This is a genomic window from Sinomonas flava (genome assembly GCF_039531875.1).
Lineage (GTDB): Bacteria > Actinomycetota > Actinomycetes > Actinomycetales > Micrococcaceae > Sinomonas > Sinomonas flava.
The window spans coordinates 589,454-605,158 of sequence record NZ_BAAAQW010000003.1 but is presented as its reverse complement, the minus strand read 5'-3'; the positions used below and the strand labels follow the sequence as shown (position 1 = coordinate 605,158).

The window sequence follows — 15,705 nt, the reverse complement described above, 5'->3', positions numbered from 1 at the left end:
TCAGCGGCGCACTGCCAGGAGGAGGCCGTCCCCCGAGGGCACGAGCGAGACCGTGACGCGCTCGTCCGTCCTCAGTGCGCGGAGCAGGCCGCGGAGCCTGACGGTGGTGGGCTCCCGATGCGCGGGGTTGGACACCCGGTCGCGGTCGAGCGCGTCGTTCAGGACCAGCAGCCCGCCTGCCCTCAGGAGCCGGATGCCATGCTCGGCGTACGAGACCGCCGCGGGCTTGTCGGCATCGACGAACACCAGGTCGTACGCGCCGTCGGTCAGGCGCGGAAGGACCTCGCCCGCGCGACCGGGGATCATCCGCACTCGGTTGGCGGCCACGCCCGCCTCCCTGAAGGCCTCGCGCGCGGCCTTGAGGTGCTCCGCGTCGCGCTCGATGGTCGTCAGCACGGCCTCGCGCGGCAGCCCCCGCAGGAGGCTGACGCCCGACACCCCGGCTCCGGTGCCGATCTCCACGGCGGCGTGCGCCTTCGACGTGGCGGCGAGCACCGCCAGCACCGAGGCGACGCCGGGGCTGACTGGCGAGATGCCCAGCTCGAACGACCTGTCCCGTGCCCTCGCCACCACAGCGTCCTCTACCGGGAAGCCCTCGGCGTAGGACCAGCTGGAGGACTTGTCGGAGCTCATGGCCACGCTTTCTCGATCGGGGAGCCCTCCAAGCCTATCGCCCGGGCGACGGGCGGAAATTCTTCGCTGGCGGCGGAACGGACAGGCAACTCTCAGGCAAAGCTGGCACACTGGTGGTCCGAGCGGCCCGGCCCGCGGGACCACCGCAGCACGCCAGGGCCGCACTGAAGTGAGCGAAGGCAGGTGCGTGGACGTGTCAGCTGGATCGGCTTCGGCCACCCAGTCCCCGACCGACTACCCGTCCGAGACGACCGATGCGCAGGCGTGGGTTCCTCCCACGTGGGAAGAGGTCGTCACCCAGCACTCCGCGAAGGTGTACCGCCTCGCCTACCGCCTGACGGGGAACCAGCACGACGCCGAGGACCTCACCCAGGAGGTCTTCGTCCGCGTCTTCCGCTCGCTCGAGAACTTCAAGCCCGGCACGCTCGACGGCTGGCTCCACCGGATCACGACCAACCTGTTCCTCGACCAGGCTCGTCGCAAGGGGAGGATCCGCTTCGATGCGCTCGCGGACGACGCCGAGTCCCGGCTCCCGGGGCGCGAGCCCGGCCCGGAGCGCAGCTTCGAGATGAACAACCTCGACCTCGACGTGCAGGCGGCCCTCGAGGAGCTGCCACCGGACTTCCGTGCCGCGGTCGTGCTGTGCGACCTCGAGGGCCTGTCCTACGACGAGGTGGCGGACGCGCTCGGCGTCAAGCTCGGCACGGTCCGCAGCCGCATCCACCGGGGCCGCACGCTCCTGAGGGAGAAGCTCGCCCACCGCGATCCCCGGCGGGGCGCCGCGAAGAAGCGTCTGGGCCTCCCGCGCGTGGCCCGCGGCCTCCGCTGAGGAGGGCCGGCATGCCATCTCCGCGGTGGAGCCGCCTCCTGTCGGGCAGCCATCCTGATTCGTCCGGGCACGTCGGGTCCTGCCCGGACTGCCGGGGACGTCTCGAGACCGAGCGCCGCTACCTCGCCGCGCTGCGCGAGTCCGAGATCCCCCGTGCCAGCAGCACGCTGCAGGAGCGCCTCCTGGAGCAGACCAGGCACCTCGCGGCCCAAGCGGACTCGGCGGAGGCCTCGGGCCCGAGCCGTCGTGGGGGCGCCGCCGCCCGCACGGGGCTGTCTGTCCTCCTCGGAGCTGCGGCTGCCACCGGGGCTCTCGCCGTCACTGCCTACACCGTCGCCGGGGAGTCACCGGGACCCGCCCCGGGGGAGAGCACATCGGCTGCCTTCGTGCGCACAGCGAAGGGCTCCTCGACGGGACTGCCTCCGGGGCCGGAGTCGAACGCGCCCAGTGAGAGGGAAGCCGTCGCGGCCCCGGACGGGGCCCGGGCCGAGGACCCAGTCGAGCGGGTCGGGCGGGGTCTCCGCATGGTGTTCGGAGCGTCCTGGAGGCCGTGATCGCCGCCGCCACCATCGAATCGCCCGCGCGATCGGGCAGAAGGTAGTCTTGCTCGCGTGTTCGGAATCAATGGCCCTGAATTCCTCGTTCTGCTGATCATCGGCATCCTCGTGATCGGCCCGAAGAGGCTTCCCGAATACACCCAGAAGCTCGCGAACATCGTCAAGGAACTGCGCCGCATGGCCGCCGGGGCGAAGGACCAGCTCAAGGAGGAGACCGGCGTCGACCTCAACGAGGTGGACTGGCGCAAGTACGATCCGCGCCAGTACGACCCTCGCAAGATCATCCGCGACGCCCTCCTCGAGGATGCGGACCCCGCTCCTGCAGCGGCCGCGGCGCCGGCGGTCGCTGCCGCCGTCCCGGCCGCTCCGGCGCGGACCATCGAACGGCTTCCAGCAGGCGAGGCGGCACCGTTCGACACCGAGGCGACCTGAGCAGGTTCACCCCACAGGCGTGACGCCCAGGCTGCGCCCCGCGAGCCCGCGGGGCTGGGTCGCGAGCCGATCCGCGACTGCCTTGAGTGCGACGGCGGCCGGCGACGAAGGGCTCGACAGGACGATCGGGGTTCCCGCATCCCCGCCCTCCCGGAGCGCGACGTCGAGGGGCACCGTGCCCAGCAGCTCGACGGGCACGCCCAGCGACGCCGAGAGCCGGTCGGCGACGCGCTGGCCCCCGCCGGTCCCGAACACCTCCATGACCGTGCCGTCGGGAAGCGTGAGCCCGGACATGTTCTCGATCACGCCCGCGACCGTCTGCCCCGTCTGGGCGGAGACCGTGCCTGCCCGCTCGGCCACGTCGGCCGCCGCCGCCTGGGGAGTCGTGACCACGAGCAGCTGCGCGGAGGGGAGGAGCTGGGAGACGGAGATCGCGACGTCGCCCGTCCCCGGGGGGAGGTCCAGGAAGAGCACGTCCAGGTCCCCGAAGTACACGTCGGCGAGGAACTGCTCGAGCGCGCGGTGGAGCATGGGGCCGCGCCATGCGACGGGCTGGTTGCGCGCGACGAACATCCCGATCGAGATGACCTTCACTCCGTGGGCGACGGGCGGGAGGATCATCTCGTCCACCCGAGTCGGCGTCCCCGTGGCTCCGATCAGGGCCGGCACGGAGAACCCGTGGACGTCAGCGTCCACGATGCCGACCCGCAGGCCGCGCGAGGCGAGCTCGCACGCGAGGTTCACGGTGACCGAGGACTTTCCCACGCCGCCCTTGCCGCTCGCGACGGCGAAGACCTTCGTGAGCGAGTCCGGCCTGCTGAACGGGATGCCCCGCTCCGGGCGCAGCCGCTCCCGGAGCTCCTGCCGCTGCTGCGGGGACATGACATCGAGCTCGACGGCGACGGCGTCTACGCCCGGAACCCCTGTCAGGGCCGCACGCACGTCCGCGTCGATTGTGCTGCGGAGCGGGCAGCCGGCGATCGTGAGCAGGACGCGCACGGTGACCAGCCCGGAGTCGGCCGTGACGTCGGCGAGCATCCCGAGCTCGTCGATGGGGCGGCGCAGCTCCGGGTCGAGCACGCCGTGGAGCGCCGCGCGGACGGCGCGGAGGTCGACTCCGGTCACTCCTGGCCTCCCTCGGCATCGGGGCCCGCGGGAGCGGCCGGGGCGGTCGTGGGGATGGCCTGGGTGCGCGGGGCCCGGGTCTTCTTGTCCTTGCGCCGCTTCGGCGGGCTGGGCTCCACGGCACTGCCCTGATCCGCGAGCTCCTCGAGGATGGTGCGCAGCTCGGCCCGCACGAAGTCGCGGGTTGCGACCTCGCGGAGGGCGAGCCGGAGCGACGCGAGCTCGCGGGTGAGGTACTCGGTGTCCGCGAGGCTGCGCTCGTTGCGGGACCGGTCCTGCTCGATCTGGACCCGGTCGCGGTCGTCCTGCCGGTTCTGGGCGAGCAGGATGAGGGGCGCGGCGTAGGAGGCCTGCAGCGAGAGCAGGAGCGTCAGGAGGGTGTAGTTGAGGGACCTGGGGTCGAACTGGAGGTCCTCGGGGCCCCAGGTGTTCCACGCGATCCACACGATGCAGAACACCGTCATGTAGAAGAGGAACTGGGGGGTTCCCATATAGCGGGCGAACCGCTCCGCGAAACGGCCGAACGCGTCCGGGTCCGGGTTGAACCGGGGAATGAGCCTCCCGCGCTGCTCGAGCGGCGTGTCGAGACCGGGCAGCCTACGGGGCTCAGCCAAAGCGTCCTCCAAGCTTCTTCAGGGGCTCGCCGTCCTCGTGCACGCGCCAGTCGTCCGGCAGGAGGTGGTCGAGGAGGTCGTCAACAGTCACCGCCCCCACCAGGCGGCCGTCGGCGTTCACCACGGCGATAGCGTTCAGGTTGTACTGGGCCATGATTCGCGCGACATCGCTGATCGAATCCAGGTCGGAGACAGGATCCAGGCCCTTGTCGACGATCGAGCCCAGCTGCTCCGGGGGAGCCGAGCGCAGGAGCTGCTGGATGTGCACCGTCCCAAGGTAGCGGCCGGTGGGGGTCTCGAGCGGCGGGCGGCAGATGAAGATCGATGACGCCAGGGCCGGACTCAGCTCCTCCCGGCGGACGTGTGCGAGTGCCTCCGCGACGCTCGCCTCAGGCGGCAGGACGACGGGGACCGGGGTCATGACCGAGCCCGCGGTGCCCTCGGCGTACTGCAGGAGGCGGCGCACGTCCTCGGCGTCCTCGGGCTCCATGAGGGCGAGGAGCTCCTCGGCCTTCTCCGCCGGCAGGTCGGCGAGGAGGTCGGCGGCGTCGTCCGGGTCCATCTCCTCGAGGACGTCCGCGGCGCGCTCGATGTCGAGCGCGGAGAGGATCTCGACCTGGTCGTCCTCGGGCAGCTCCTGGAGGACGTCGGCGAGGCGCTCGTCCTGCAGCTCGGAGACGACCTCGAAGCGGCGCTGGTCGCTCATCTCCTGCATCGCGTCCGCGAAGTCGGCAGGCCTGAGGTCCTCGTGCGTGGCGAGGAAGTTCGCGGCGCCGCGCATCTGGCCGGCGGCGTGCCGGGTGTCCTCCCAGTCCACCAGCTGCGTCGCACCGCGCCGCAGACTGCGGAAGCCGCGGCCGGCGGCCTCCCTGCGCACGAAGAGCTTGCTCACGAACCAGTCGCCGTTGCGCTGCTGGTCCATCGCGACGTCCTCCACGGTGGCCTCGGTGCCATCCTCGACGAGCACCACGTGGCGGTCGAACATGTCGCCGAGCACGAGCTGCTCGGCGCCGCGCTGCTCGAAGCGCCGAAGGTTGATCAGGCCCGTCGTGATGATCTGCGCCTGGTCCATGCTGGTCACCCGCGTCATCGGGACGAACACACGCCGCTTGCCGGGAACCTCGACGACGATGCCCACCGCCTGCGGCGGCCGCGTCCCGCGGGGGATCACGACGACGTCGCGGAGCCGACCCACGCGGTCGCCGGCGGGGTCGAAGACGTCGAGGCCGATCAGCCTGGCGACGAAGACACGGGTGGGGGTCCAACTCACGGATCTAGGCTACTCCAGCGCAAACTTCCCGCTCACTCTGAGCTGAAACCCGAGTCCGTGGCGGCAACGCGGGTAAGAATAGGGATATGTCCAACATGTTCGGTTCCGCCAAGCCCCTCGACGAGGCCCGGGCCCTGCCCCAGGGCGAGACCGTCGGCTCCTACGTCTCGTACCTCGATGCGCAGAAGGCCGTGGACTACCTCGCTGACCAGCAGTTCCCGGTCGAGCTCGTCGCCATCGTCGGCAACGACCTCAAGCTCGTCGAACGGGTGACCGGCCGGCTCAGCTACCCCCGCGTGGCGCTCAACGGGGCCCTCTCCGGCATGTGGTTCGGCCTGTTCGTCGGCGTGCTGCTCTCCTTCTTCACCCCGAACGGGAGCTACTTCTCGATCATCACGTCGGTGCTGATGGGCGCGGCGTTCTTCATGCTGTTCGGCATCGTGACCTATGCGATGCAGCGCGGGAAGCGGGACTTCACATCCACCAGCCAGGTCGTCGCGAGCAACTACGACGTCGTGGTGGGCCGCGACGTTGCCCACGATGCCCGCCGTCTGCTTGCCCAGCTGCCCATGGGCTCCGGCGCCGTACACCAGGGCTGGAACCAGAACTGGAACCAGCCGGGGCAGGACGGGTGGAACCAGTCCGGCCAGCAGGGGTGGAACCAGCCTGGCCAGACCTGGCAGCCGCCGCACGAGCCCGAGCCCAAGCGCCCCTCCGGCTGGACCGACCCGTACGGCGTGAACGCCGGCGAGGAGCGGCACCCGCAGGGGCAGCCTGAGTACCCGCAGTCCGCACCGCAGGCCCCGCAGGAGCCCCAGCAGCCCCACTCGTCGCGCTACCCGGACCTCCCCGATGGCCGGCCGCAGTACGGGGTGCGCGTCGAGCCCGAGCACGCCGAGCACCCCACGGACGAGCGGGACCATCCCGCCGAGGACGGGACCCGCCGCGCCGAGGACTCGGACACCGAGCGCCCGCAGGAGAAGCCCGAGGGCGGCTCCCACCAGGCCTAGGGGCGAACGCCGTCAGCCGAGGCGGGCCATCCAGGCCTCGACGTCGTCCGGTGTGCGGGGGAGTGCCGCGCTGAGGTTCACCGGGCCCTCGGCTGTCATGAGGATGTCGTCCTCGATGCGCACGCCGATTCCGCGGTACTCCTCGGGGATCGCCAGGTCTTCGGCCTTGAAGTACAGGCCGGGCTCGATGGTGAAGACCATGCCCGGGGCCAGTTCGCCGTCGAGGTAGAGCTCCCGACGGGCCTGGGCGCAGTCGTGCACGTCGAGGCCAAGGTGGTGGCTCGTGCCGTGGGGCATCCAGCGGCGGTGCTGCTGGCCGGCGTCGGAGAGCGCCTCGGCCGCGGAGACCGGCAGGATGCCCCAGTCCTCGAGGCGGGCGGCGAGGACTTCCATCGCGGCGGCATGGACCTCGCGGAACCTCACCCCGGGCCGTGCGGCGGCGAAGGCGGTGTCCGCGGCATCCAGGACGGCCTCGTAGACCCGGCGCTGGACCTCGCTGAAGCGGCCGTTCACCGGCAGGGTCCGGGTCACGTCTGCCGTGTAGAGGGACTCAGCCTCGACGCCGGCGTCGACGAGCAGCAGCTCGCCGGCGCGGACTGGGCCGTTGTTGCGGATCCAGTGCAGGACGGTCGCGTTGTTCCCCGAGGCGGCGATCGTGTCGTAGCCGAGGTCGTTGCCCTCCTCGCGGGCCTTGGCGAAGAAGGCTGTCTCCACGACGCGCTCGCCCCGGCGGTGCGCGAGCGCGCGCGGGAGGGCGCGGACGATCTCCTCGAAGCCCGCCGCCGTGGCCGCCACGGCCTCGCGCAGCTGCCCGGCCTCCCACTCGTCCTTGAGCAGGCGGAGCTCCGAGAGGGCTTCGGCCAGCTGGTCGTCGAGGGCGTCGTAGACGCTCAGGTCGAGGGACTCGGGGTCCTGGGCGGTGTTGTAGCGGGCAGTGTCGACGAGGGCGTCGAGGTTCTCGTCCACCTTGCGGACCAGGCGGACCGAGATCCCGCCGATCTCCGGCGCGCCCACGCCCTTGGTGACGGCCGCTTCGAGGCCGTCGAGGTGGGCGGTGGGGATCCCGAGCCGGGCCTCGAGCTCAGCCAGGGTCGGGCGTGCCCCGACCCAGAACTCCCCCGTGCGGGCGTCGGCGTAGAACTGCTCGGTGTCGCGGCCGGCGAGCGGACGGAAGTAGAGCGTGGCGGCGTGGTGCCCGCCGTCGTCGCCCGTCCCCTCGTCCACGGGCTCGAGGATGAGGACGGCGTCGGGCTCGTGGTCGACGCCGAGGCCGGTGAGGTGGGCGAAGGCCGAGTGCGGCCGGAAGCGGTAGTCGGTGTCGTTGGACCGGACCTTGGGCGGCCCGGCGGGCAGCACGAGGCGTTCTCCCGGGAAGCGGTCCGAGATCGCCCGGCGCCGGCGGGCGGCGTAGTCGGCCACGGAATCGCGGGGAGGCAGCGAGCTGTCGGCCGGGGCCCACTGCGATGCCATGAACGCCTTGAAGGCCTCCGACGTGGGCCGCTGGGAGCGGTTGTTGACGCGCTCCGTGAGCGGCTGCTCGGTGGTGTGCTGCTGCTCGCTGGTGGGCAAGCCGGTGCCGGGTGCGGGATCTGAAACACTCACTGGGCCATTCTTCCACCGGGTCCCACGATGTCCAGCGCCACGGACTGAGGACGGCACCGCCGCCGCACGCGGTGCGGGCTATGGTGGGGGCGTGAGGATCGATCTGCACGCCCATTCGACCGTCTCGGATGGCACGGAGACACCGCGGGAACTGGTCGCTGCCGCGGCGACGGCGGGCATCGACGTGCTCGCGATCACCGACCATGACTCCACAGCCGGGTGGGGCGAGGCCTCAGCGGCTGCGCGGGAGCTGGGCATCGAACTGGTGCCCGGCATGGAGGTCTCGTGCCGGACCCCCGAGGGGATCAGTGTGCACGTGCTCTCCTACCTGCAGGACCCCACGCATGCGGGCCTGCTCGAGGAGATCACCAAGGCCAAGGATGCCAGGCTGTCCAGGGCGGAGCACATGGTCTCCCTCCTCGCCGAGGACTACCCGCTCTCGTGGGACGACGTCACCCAGCACGTCGCACCGGGCGCCACCGTGGGCCGGCCGCATATCGCGGACGCCCTCGTCGCGGCGGGCCTTGTCGGTGACCGCACCGAGGCGTTTGCCACGATCCTGTCTTCGCGCTCGCGGTACTTCGTGCAGCACTACGCGCCCGAGCCGGCCCTCGCCGTCGAGCTCATCCGCGCCGCAGGCGGCGTCCCGGTGTTCGCGCACCCCGTCGCGTCCGCCAGAGGGCGGACGGTGGGCGAAGAGGTCTACCGGGACATGATCGACGCCGGACTCGCGGGGCTTGAGGTCTACCACCGCGACAATCCCGAGGCCCGGCGGCCGTTCCTCCTGGACCTCGCGGCGAAGCACGGGCTCCTCGTCACCGGCTCGTCCGACTACCACGGGACCGGCAAGCCCAACCGGCTCGGGGAGAACACGACGACGCCCGAAGCACTCGGTGAGATCGAGCGACAGGGGCGGGGCGCCGCCGTCGTGCGTCGGTGATTCTTGTCCAACGCTTGACTCTCTCCGAGTCTGGGAGAAAGCTGTCAGGGCTGGGGCCGACGGCGACCTCTCGCCGCCGTCGGAAAGCGCTCCTTTGGTCTCTCGCATTTCATGAGACGGAGATCCGATGTTCAGAAAGACGCTGGCGTCCATTGGCGTCGCAGCCGCATTGACCCTCATTCCAACTGCCGCTCACGCGCTGGACTGCAGCAACGTCAGCAGGCCAGGCTACACCGGCAGCGATTGGATCTACGTCGCTGACATCCAGAGCAACGTTCACTTCGTAGGAAACTGGGGCTATGTCGAGGCCTGGCAGCGCTGGGTGTTCCTGCCTCCAGGAACTGTCCCCGGTATGCCCGACTCCAACGGCAACTTTGAGAATGGTCAAGGCTTTGCCCTCACCTACAACGCCCACTGTGACTCGAAGGGCGCGGTGCTGCTCAACCGGCAGAGCGATCACGGCATCCAGCTCATGGATGGCTGTCTCGAAGCGCCCTGACCGGAATCAGACCTTGACGACCCGCGCGGACGGGAGGCGGCCGGCCATGATCTCCACGGCCTGCGGGTTCTCGTCCACGCACACGAACCGCCGCCCGAGGCGCTGGGCGACTGCCCCCAGCGTCCCGGAGCCGGCGAAGAAGTCCAGGACCCAGTCGCCCGGGCGGCTCGAGGCGGCGACCATGCGCCGTACAAGCCCCTCGGGCTTCTGCGTCGGGTAGCCGGTCTTCTCCCGTCCGGTGGGGGAGACAATCGTGTGCCACCACACGTCGGTGGGAAGCTTGCCGAGCTCGCGCTTCTCGGGGGTCACGAGGCCGGGTGCCATGTACGGCTCGCGGTCCACCTCCGCTGAGTCGAAGTGGTACGCGGAGGGGTCCTTGACGTACACGAGGATGTTGTCGTGCTTCGTGGGCCAGCGGCGCTTGGTCCGGGCGCCGTAGTCGTACGCCCAGATGATCTCGTTCAGGAAGCAGTCGCGACCGAAGATCGCATCCAGCATGACCTTCGCGTAGTGCACCTCGCGGTAGTCGAGGTGCAGGTAGAGCGTTCCGTCGTCGGCGAGGACGCGCCACGCCTCCATGAGTCGCGGCTCGAGGAAGGACCAGTAGTCCCTGAACGCGTCGTCGTACCGGTGCAGGGCGCCCTTGACGGTCTCGTACCGCTGGCCGGAGAAACCGGTCCGGTCGCCGTCCGCGTTGCGGACCATGGAGAGCTCCTGGCGCTTCTGCACCCGCCCCGTGTTGAACGGCGGGTCGATGTAGACCATCGTGAAGGCGCCTCCGGGCAGCCCCGGGAGCACGCTCGCGTTGTCGGCGTGGACCACGAGGTCCGGGCCCTCGGGGCTGAAGAGCCCCGAGGGCATGCTGGCGGCCGCGAGGCCGGCGGCCTCCGCGGGACGCTCTGCGGCCACCGCGCCTTACTCGGACTCGGTGCGGGAGACGACCTCGCCGTCGATGCGGCGGGTCCGCGAACGACGGCGCCGGGCCGCCGCGACTCCGCGGTCCAGCACAGCGCCGTCCCCGGCGTCGGAGAGGCGGACAGCGGCGGCACTCGAGGTGCGCCGGGGTGCCTTCTGCTCGCCCGGCGCCTCGGACTGGGCCTGCTTCGAGCCGGCGGCCTCGGTGCCCTCGGGGGCGCCCTCCTCCCCGGCGACCCGGCGGCGACGGCGGCGTCGGCCCTCGCCGTTCGTCTCACTGCGCGCCTGGCGGTCCGCGCGCCCGTGACCGTGGCCGGCCTTGCCCGCGCCCTCGGCGGGCTCCTCGGCAGAGCCGGCGGCAGCGGCGGCGTCGTGCGCCTCGCCTTCAGCGGCCTTGGGCCGACGGCGGCGTTCGCGGTGGCCGGACTCCGCACCCTTCTTGCCCTCGCGGTGGCCGCGCTTCTTCTTCCCGGGCTCGCCGAGGTCCTCGAGGATCTCGGCGTCGACGCCCTCGAGGACCCGCTTGTTGCGCGGGAGGCGTCCCTTGGTGCCGGCTGGGATGTCGAGGTCCGTGTAGAGGTGGGGCGACGACGAGTACGTCTCGACGGGCTCCGGCACGTCGAGCCCGAGCGCCTTGTTGATGAGGGTCCAGCGCGGGACGTCCTCCCAGTCGACGAACGTCACGGCGGTGCCCTTGTGGCCCGCGCGCCCCGTGCGGCCCACGCGGTGCAGGTAGGCCTTCTCGTCCTCGGGGCACTGGAAGTTGATCACGTGGGTGACGTCTTCGACATCGATGCCGCGCGCGGCGACGTCCGTCGCAACGAGGACGTCCACCTTGCCGTTGCGGAACGCCCGCAGGGCCTGCTCGCGGGCGCCCTGGCCGAGGTCGCCGTGGAGCGCGGCGGCGGCGAAGCCGCGGTCGACCAGTTCCTCCGAGAGCTTCGCGGCGGTGCGCTTGGTCTTCGTGAAGATGATCGTGCGGCCCCGGCCCTCGGACTGGAGGATGCGCGCCACGACCTCGTCCTTGTCGAGCTGGTGGGCGCGGTAGATCACCTGGCGGATGTCCTTCTTGGTGATCGAGTCATCGTTGGGGTCGCTCGCCCGGATGTGGGTCGGCTGCGTCATGTAGCGGCGGGCCATGGCCACGACCGGGCCGGGCATCGTCGCCGAGAACAGGAGCGTCTGGCGGACCGCGGGGACCGCGGCCATGAGCGTCTCGACGTCGGGGAGGAAGCCGAGGTCGAGCATCTCGTCGGCCTCGTCGAGCACGATCATCCGGACGTTCTTGAGGTTCAGGTGACGCTGGCGGTGCAGGTCGATGAGCCGGCCCGGGGTGCCCACGACCACCTCGACGCCGCGCTGGAGCGACTCGATCTGCGGCTCGTAGGCGCGGCCGCCGTAGATGACCTCGACGCGCAGGGTGGTGCGCTTGCCCGCGGTCTGCAGGTCCTTGCCGACCTGGATCGCGAGCTCGCGCGTCGGCACCACGACGAGGGCCTGCGGCGCGCCGGGAACCGCGAGCCGGGCGTAGTCCGGGTGCTCGGCGGGAATCGTGCGCTGCAGGGCGGGGATGCCGAAGCCGAGCGTCTTGCCCGTGCCCGTCTTGGCCTGGCCGATGATGTCGTGGCCGCCGAGGGCGACGCCGAGCGTCATCGACTGGATGGGGAACGGGTGGAGGATGCCCGCGTCCGCGAGGGACTGGGCGATCTCCGGCGCCACGCCGTAGTCGGAGAACGTCTTCTGGCTCTCCTTGCGCACGGGGGCGTCGTTGGTGATGGTCTCCTCGGTCTCGAGGACCTCCGTGCCCGAATCGTCGGTCAGGAGTTCGTGCGTGTGAACTTCATTCAAGGGGTAGGGTCCCTCTCCATCGGGGCCCGAGCGGGTCTGGCTCGACGGACGCAGCACAGCCTTTGCTGTCGGCGTCCGGAGCAGGAACGCGCCGGCCATCCAGTGGAAGCCGATCGCGGGCTATCAGGGTGCCGGCGTGCCGGCCGGCAAAATGAAAGAGGATCGCGGCGGTACGATCGGGCATCCAATAACTGTCCAAGGATACCGCGAGCCTGTGGATTCCCGGGAATCGTGGCCCGCGACACACCCTCACGCCTTCTCGAAGAGGACCTTCCGCCTCCGCACGTCGGCCTCGACGAGGCGGACGCGGATGGTCGTGCCGGACTCCATCTCGCCCTCGCAGCGCGCTGTGACCGGGGGCTCCGAGAGCTGGACCGTCCCGAAGGGCTTCGAGTCCGCCGTGCCGTTCGCGTGCTTGCCGTTCTGGGAGCTCGCGATGCGGTCCAGCGGCTGCGCCGGGCGCCCGTCGCCGCCGTTGCCGCCGCCGTCCGCGGCCGGCTTCGACCCGGACACTACCACGGCGTCGAACTCGTGCCCGATCCGGTTCGTCAGGAGCGCTGCCTCGACGATGTCGATCGCTGCCCGGTCCACGCGCGCCGCGAGCTGGTCCGAGGACGCCATGAGGCCCGGCAGCTCGGGCAGGGCCGCGCGCACCCAGTCGGGGACCTCGCCGTCGTTCGCGATCGCCTCGCACAGCACGAGCACGAATCGGTCCACGAGCCGCCTCAGCGGTGCGGTGGTGTGGGCGTAGGGCGCGCCGATCGCCGCCTGGACGCGCTCGGAGGGCAGCTCGCCGTCGAACGGGGTGTAGGCGGCGCCGCGGAACAGCGCAGCGGCGGCGTGCAGGATCGCGAGCTGGCGGGGATCCGTCGCGTCGAGGGAGCGCAGATACTCGCCGTAGGCCTGGCCCTCGTGCCAGGGCCGGCCGAGCGCCTGCGTCTGCCTGCGGAAGTGCCGCAGCGAGCGCTCGTCCGGGGCGGGCATGGTGCGCAGGATCCCCACCCCCGCGTCCAGCATGAGCTGGGCGGCAGCCATGCCGGTCATGAGCGAGATCTGGGCGTTCCAGTCCTCCACGGGCCGCGGAGCGGTCGCGACGATCCGGTACCCGCCGTCCTCAGTCGGGACGATCTCCTGGTCGGGGATGTTCAGGCTGGCGCCTCCCCGCGCGCGTTCGAGCTCGATCCTCTTCATGCCGACCTCCCGCAGGAGGAGCAGGGGCTCCACGGCGGTGCCGGCGTCGATCTCCTCCTGCACCTGGGCGTAGGAGAGCTTCGCGCGGCTGCGGACCCGCGCACGGCCGAGTCCGACCCGTGTCACCGTACCGTCGGCACCGAGCGAGAAGTCCCACACGAAGGCTCCGCGCACGGCGTCCTCGAGGAGGCTCCCGGCGTCGTCGGAGATTCCGTGCGGGTGGAGGGGGACCTTCGCGTCCGGTGCGTAGACGGTCTGGCCCCGTCGGCGGGTCTCGGCGTCGAGCTCCCCGTGAGGCCGCACGAAGGCCGGGACGTCGGCGATCGCGTAGCGGACGCGGTACCCCGCGCCGTCCCTCTCGATGTGGAGGGCCTGGTCGAGGTCGGTCGAGCTCGGCGGGTCGATCGTCACGAACTCCACCCCAGTGGCGTCGGCCTCCGGCAGCCTCAGGTCTGCGATGGCCGCTTCCGCCTCCCGCAGCGCGGGGGCCGGGTACTCGGAGGCGAGCTGGAACTCCTCGCGGAGCGCGGCGAAGGCCTCGGCGAGGGCGGCGCCGCCGGCCTCCGCCCGGGGGCCCTCGGGCCGGCCTGCCTTCGGGGTGACGTGAGAGTGGCCCATGACGGCCAGCCTAGCCCCGACTAGGCGCCGTGGCCCCCGAAGCGCCGGGGATGGGCGGGAAAGACGCCGAGGATCCGCAGCTCGGTCGAGAAGAACGTGAGCTCCTCGAGGGCGCGTGCGAGCGGCGGCTCGTCAGGGTGGCCCTCGACGTCGACCATGAACATCGTCGCGGCGAACTTCCCCTCGACCATGTAGCTCTCGAGCCGGGTCATGTTGACCCCGTTCGTGGCGAACCCGCCGAGGGCCTTGTACAGCGCCGCCGGGATGTTGCGCACTCGGAAGACGAAGCTCGTCACGAAGGGGCCGCCTCCGGCCTGTGGGTACTCGCGCGGCGGGGCCAGCACCACGAACCGTGTGGTGTTGTGCTGGTGGTCCTCGATGTCGTTGGCCAGCACGGCCAGCCCGTAGCGCTCGGCAGCCAGCGGCGGCGCGATCGAGAGCTTCGCGGGGTCCGCCCATTCGGCGACCTCCCGCGCCGATCCGGCCGTGTCGCCCGCGACGACAGGCGTCAGCCCGTGCTCGCGGATGAACCCGCGGCACTGCGCGAGCGCATGCACATGGCTGTGCACCTCGCGCGCGCCCTCGAGCGTCGCTCCCGGGATGCCCATGAGGCTGAACCGGATGCGCAGGAAGTGCTCGCCGATGATCTGGAGGCTCGTGTCCGGAAGGAGCAGGTGGATGTCTGCGACGCGGCCCGCCACCGTGTTGTCGATCGGGATCATCGCCAGATCGGCCTCGCCCGAGGTCACGGCCGCGAACGCATCCTCGAAGGTCGCGCAGGCGAGCGTCCCGGCCTGGGGGAACGCCTCGATTGCCGCCATGTGCGAGTTGGCGCCGGGCTCGCCCTGGTACGCGACCGTCGTCATGCGCGGGCGGAGGACAGCGCGGGAAGGTGAGCGCGGAGGCGGCTCGCGGCGTCGGCCGGATCGTCCGCATCGGTGATAGCGCGCACGACGACGACCCGGCTCGCCCCAGCTTCGACCACCTGGGCCACGTTCGAGTGGTCGATGCCCCCGATCGCGAACCACGGAAGGGGGGAGAGTCCGGCGTCGAGCGCCTCGCGGGTGCGGCGCGCGGCGTGCTCGACGAGTTCGAGCCCGACGGCGGCGCGGCCCGGCTTGGTGGGGGTGGCCCAGAGCGGGCCGGTGCAGAAGTAGTCGAGGCGGGCGCCCGGCGCGTCGGCGGCGGCCAGGGCCGCGTCCACGAGGGCAGGGGAGTTGGTCGAGAGGCCCACGAGCGGCACGTCGCCGACCACGCGGCGCAGGGCCGGCAGCGGCAGGTCCTTCTGGCCCACATGGAACACCGGCGCGCCCGAGAGGAGCGCGATGTCGGCACGGTCGTTGACCGCCCACAGCTTCCCGTGGCGCTCGGCGACCGACCGGAGCACGCCGAGGAGCTCGAGCTCCTCGGCCGCCTCGATCTGCTTGTCGCGCAGCTGGATGATGTCCACGCCGCCGGAGAAGGCCGCGTCGAGGAAGGACTCGAAGTCGCCGCGGTCCCTGCGGGCATCGGTGCAGACATAGAGCTGGGCGTCGAGAGCGGGCATGGAACTAGACTAGTCGGCAGTACTGCGGGAGCCCGTGACTGTGACGCCCCGGCAGACGGCCCAGCAGGGCCGCGCC

At 71.4% G+C, this 15,705-nt stretch carries 16 protein-coding genes; 6 read left to right on the top strand and 10 right to left on the bottom strand.

Features of this window, described 5'->3' with window-relative positions:
* Complete coding sequence (locus ABD298_RS05460; protein WP_344298636.1) at positions 1-633, bottom strand: O-methyltransferase; 633 nt, start codon at positions 631-633, stop codon at positions 1-3.
* A 193-nt stretch (positions 634-826) separates the two neighbouring features.
* Here ABD298_RS05460 and sigE point away from each other — a divergent pair, with 193 nt between their 5' ends.
* Genes sigE through ABD298_RS05445 form a run of 3 tightly spaced genes read left to right on the top strand, consistent with a single transcriptional unit; the run spans position 827 to position 2,451 of the window.
* Complete coding sequence (gene sigE / locus ABD298_RS05455; RefSeq protein WP_208713038.1) at positions 827-1,462, top strand: RNA polymerase sigma factor SigE; 636 nt, start codon at positions 827-829, stop codon at positions 1,460-1,462.
* 11 nt (positions 1,463-1,473) lie between these two features.
* Positions 1,474-2,016 (top strand): hypothetical protein, encoded by a 543-nt coding sequence (locus tag ABD298_RS05450; protein ID WP_344298635.1) that lies wholly within the window; start codon positions 1,474-1,476, stop codon positions 2,014-2,016.
* A gap of 57 nt (positions 2,017-2,073) precedes the next feature.
* Positions 2,074-2,451 (top strand): twin-arginine translocase TatA/TatE family subunit, encoded by a 378-nt coding sequence (locus ABD298_RS05445; protein WP_344298634.1) that lies wholly within the window; start codon positions 2,074-2,076, stop codon positions 2,449-2,451.
* Positions 2,452-2,457: 6 nt separating this feature from the next.
* Here the strand turns inward: ABD298_RS05445 and ABD298_RS05440 are convergent, their stop codons facing one another.
* From ABD298_RS05440 to ABD298_RS05430, 3 genes are read right to left on the bottom strand one after another with little or no spacing between them, the layout of a single operon-like run.
* Positions 2,458-3,576, bottom strand: coding sequence for an Mrp/NBP35 family ATP-binding protein (locus ABD298_RS05440; protein WP_344298633.1), 1,119 nt, complete (start codon positions 3,574-3,576; stop codon positions 2,458-2,460).
* On the bottom strand, positions 3,573-4,202 hold the full coding sequence (locus tag ABD298_RS05435; RefSeq protein WP_425564321.1) for a DUF1003 domain-containing protein: 630 nt from the start codon (positions 4,200-4,202) through the stop codon (positions 3,573-3,575). Before ABD298_RS05435 ends, ABD298_RS05440 begins: the two co-directional genes overlap by 4 nt.
* Positions 4,183-5,460: a magnesium transporter MgtE N-terminal domain-containing protein gene (locus tag ABD298_RS05430; RefSeq protein ID WP_344298631.1), complete on the bottom strand. Its 1,278-nt coding sequence runs from the start codon at positions 5,458-5,460 to the stop codon at positions 4,183-4,185. Before ABD298_RS05430 ends, ABD298_RS05435 begins: the two co-directional genes overlap by 20 nt.
* Before the next feature lie 86 nt (positions 5,461-5,546).
* Between ABD298_RS05430 and ABD298_RS05425 the strand changes: the two genes are divergently transcribed.
* The gene (locus ABD298_RS05425; protein ID WP_344298629.1) at positions 5,547-6,470 is read left to right on the top strand and encodes a YflT domain-containing protein; all 924 of its coding nucleotides are present in this window, start codon (positions 5,547-5,549) and stop codon (positions 6,468-6,470) included.
* A 12-nt stretch (positions 6,471-6,482) separates the two neighbouring features.
* Here ABD298_RS05425 and ABD298_RS05420 read toward each other — a convergent pair whose 3' ends face one another.
* Positions 6,483-8,072: an aminopeptidase P family protein gene (locus ABD298_RS05420; RefSeq protein ID WP_425564320.1), complete on the bottom strand. Its 1,590-nt coding sequence runs from the start codon at positions 8,070-8,072 to the stop codon at positions 6,483-6,485.
* 91 nt (positions 8,073-8,163) lie between these two features.
* On the opposite strand from ABD298_RS05420, the gene ABD298_RS05415 reads away from it, so the two are divergent.
* On the top strand, positions 8,164-9,012 hold the full coding sequence (locus ABD298_RS05415) for a PHP domain-containing protein (RefSeq protein ID WP_344298628.1): 849 nt from the start codon (positions 8,164-8,166) through the stop codon (positions 9,010-9,012).
* A gap of 127 nt (positions 9,013-9,139) precedes the next feature.
* Positions 9,140-9,511: a hypothetical protein gene (locus ABD298_RS05410; protein WP_344298627.1), complete on the top strand. Its 372-nt coding sequence runs from the start codon at positions 9,140-9,142 to the stop codon at positions 9,509-9,511.
* 6 nt (positions 9,512-9,517) lie between these two features.
* Here the strand turns inward: ABD298_RS05410 and ABD298_RS05405 are convergent, their stop codons facing one another.
* The 5 genes from ABD298_RS05405 to thiE all read right to left on the bottom strand — a co-directional run bounded on the left by ABD298_RS05405 (position 9,518) and on the right by thiE (position 15,629).
* Complete coding sequence (locus tag ABD298_RS05405) at positions 9,518-10,372, bottom strand: DNA-methyltransferase (RefSeq protein WP_344299051.1); 855 nt, start codon at positions 10,370-10,372, stop codon at positions 9,518-9,520.
* Positions 10,373-10,426: 54 nt separating this feature from the next.
* Positions 10,427-12,274, bottom strand: coding sequence for a DEAD/DEAH box helicase (locus ABD298_RS05400; protein WP_344298626.1), 1,848 nt, complete (start codon positions 12,272-12,274; stop codon positions 10,427-10,429).
* A 249-nt stretch (positions 12,275-12,523) separates the two neighbouring features.
* Entirely contained in the window at positions 12,524-14,083 is a 1,560-nt protein-coding gene (locus ABD298_RS05395; protein ID WP_344298625.1) for an RNB domain-containing ribonuclease, read from the bottom strand.
* A gap of 20 nt (positions 14,084-14,103) precedes the next feature.
* A complete protein-coding gene (locus ABD298_RS05390; protein WP_344298624.1) occupies positions 14,104-14,949 on the bottom strand; it encodes a prephenate dehydratase in 846 nt (281 codons plus the stop codon).
* Positions 14,946-15,629: a thiamine phosphate synthase gene (thiE, locus tag ABD298_RS05385; protein ID WP_344298623.1), complete on the bottom strand. Its 684-nt coding sequence runs from the start codon at positions 15,627-15,629 to the stop codon at positions 14,946-14,948. Before thiE ends, ABD298_RS05390 begins: the two co-directional genes overlap by 4 nt.
* Between the last annotated feature and the right edge of the window lie 76 nt (positions 15,630-15,705).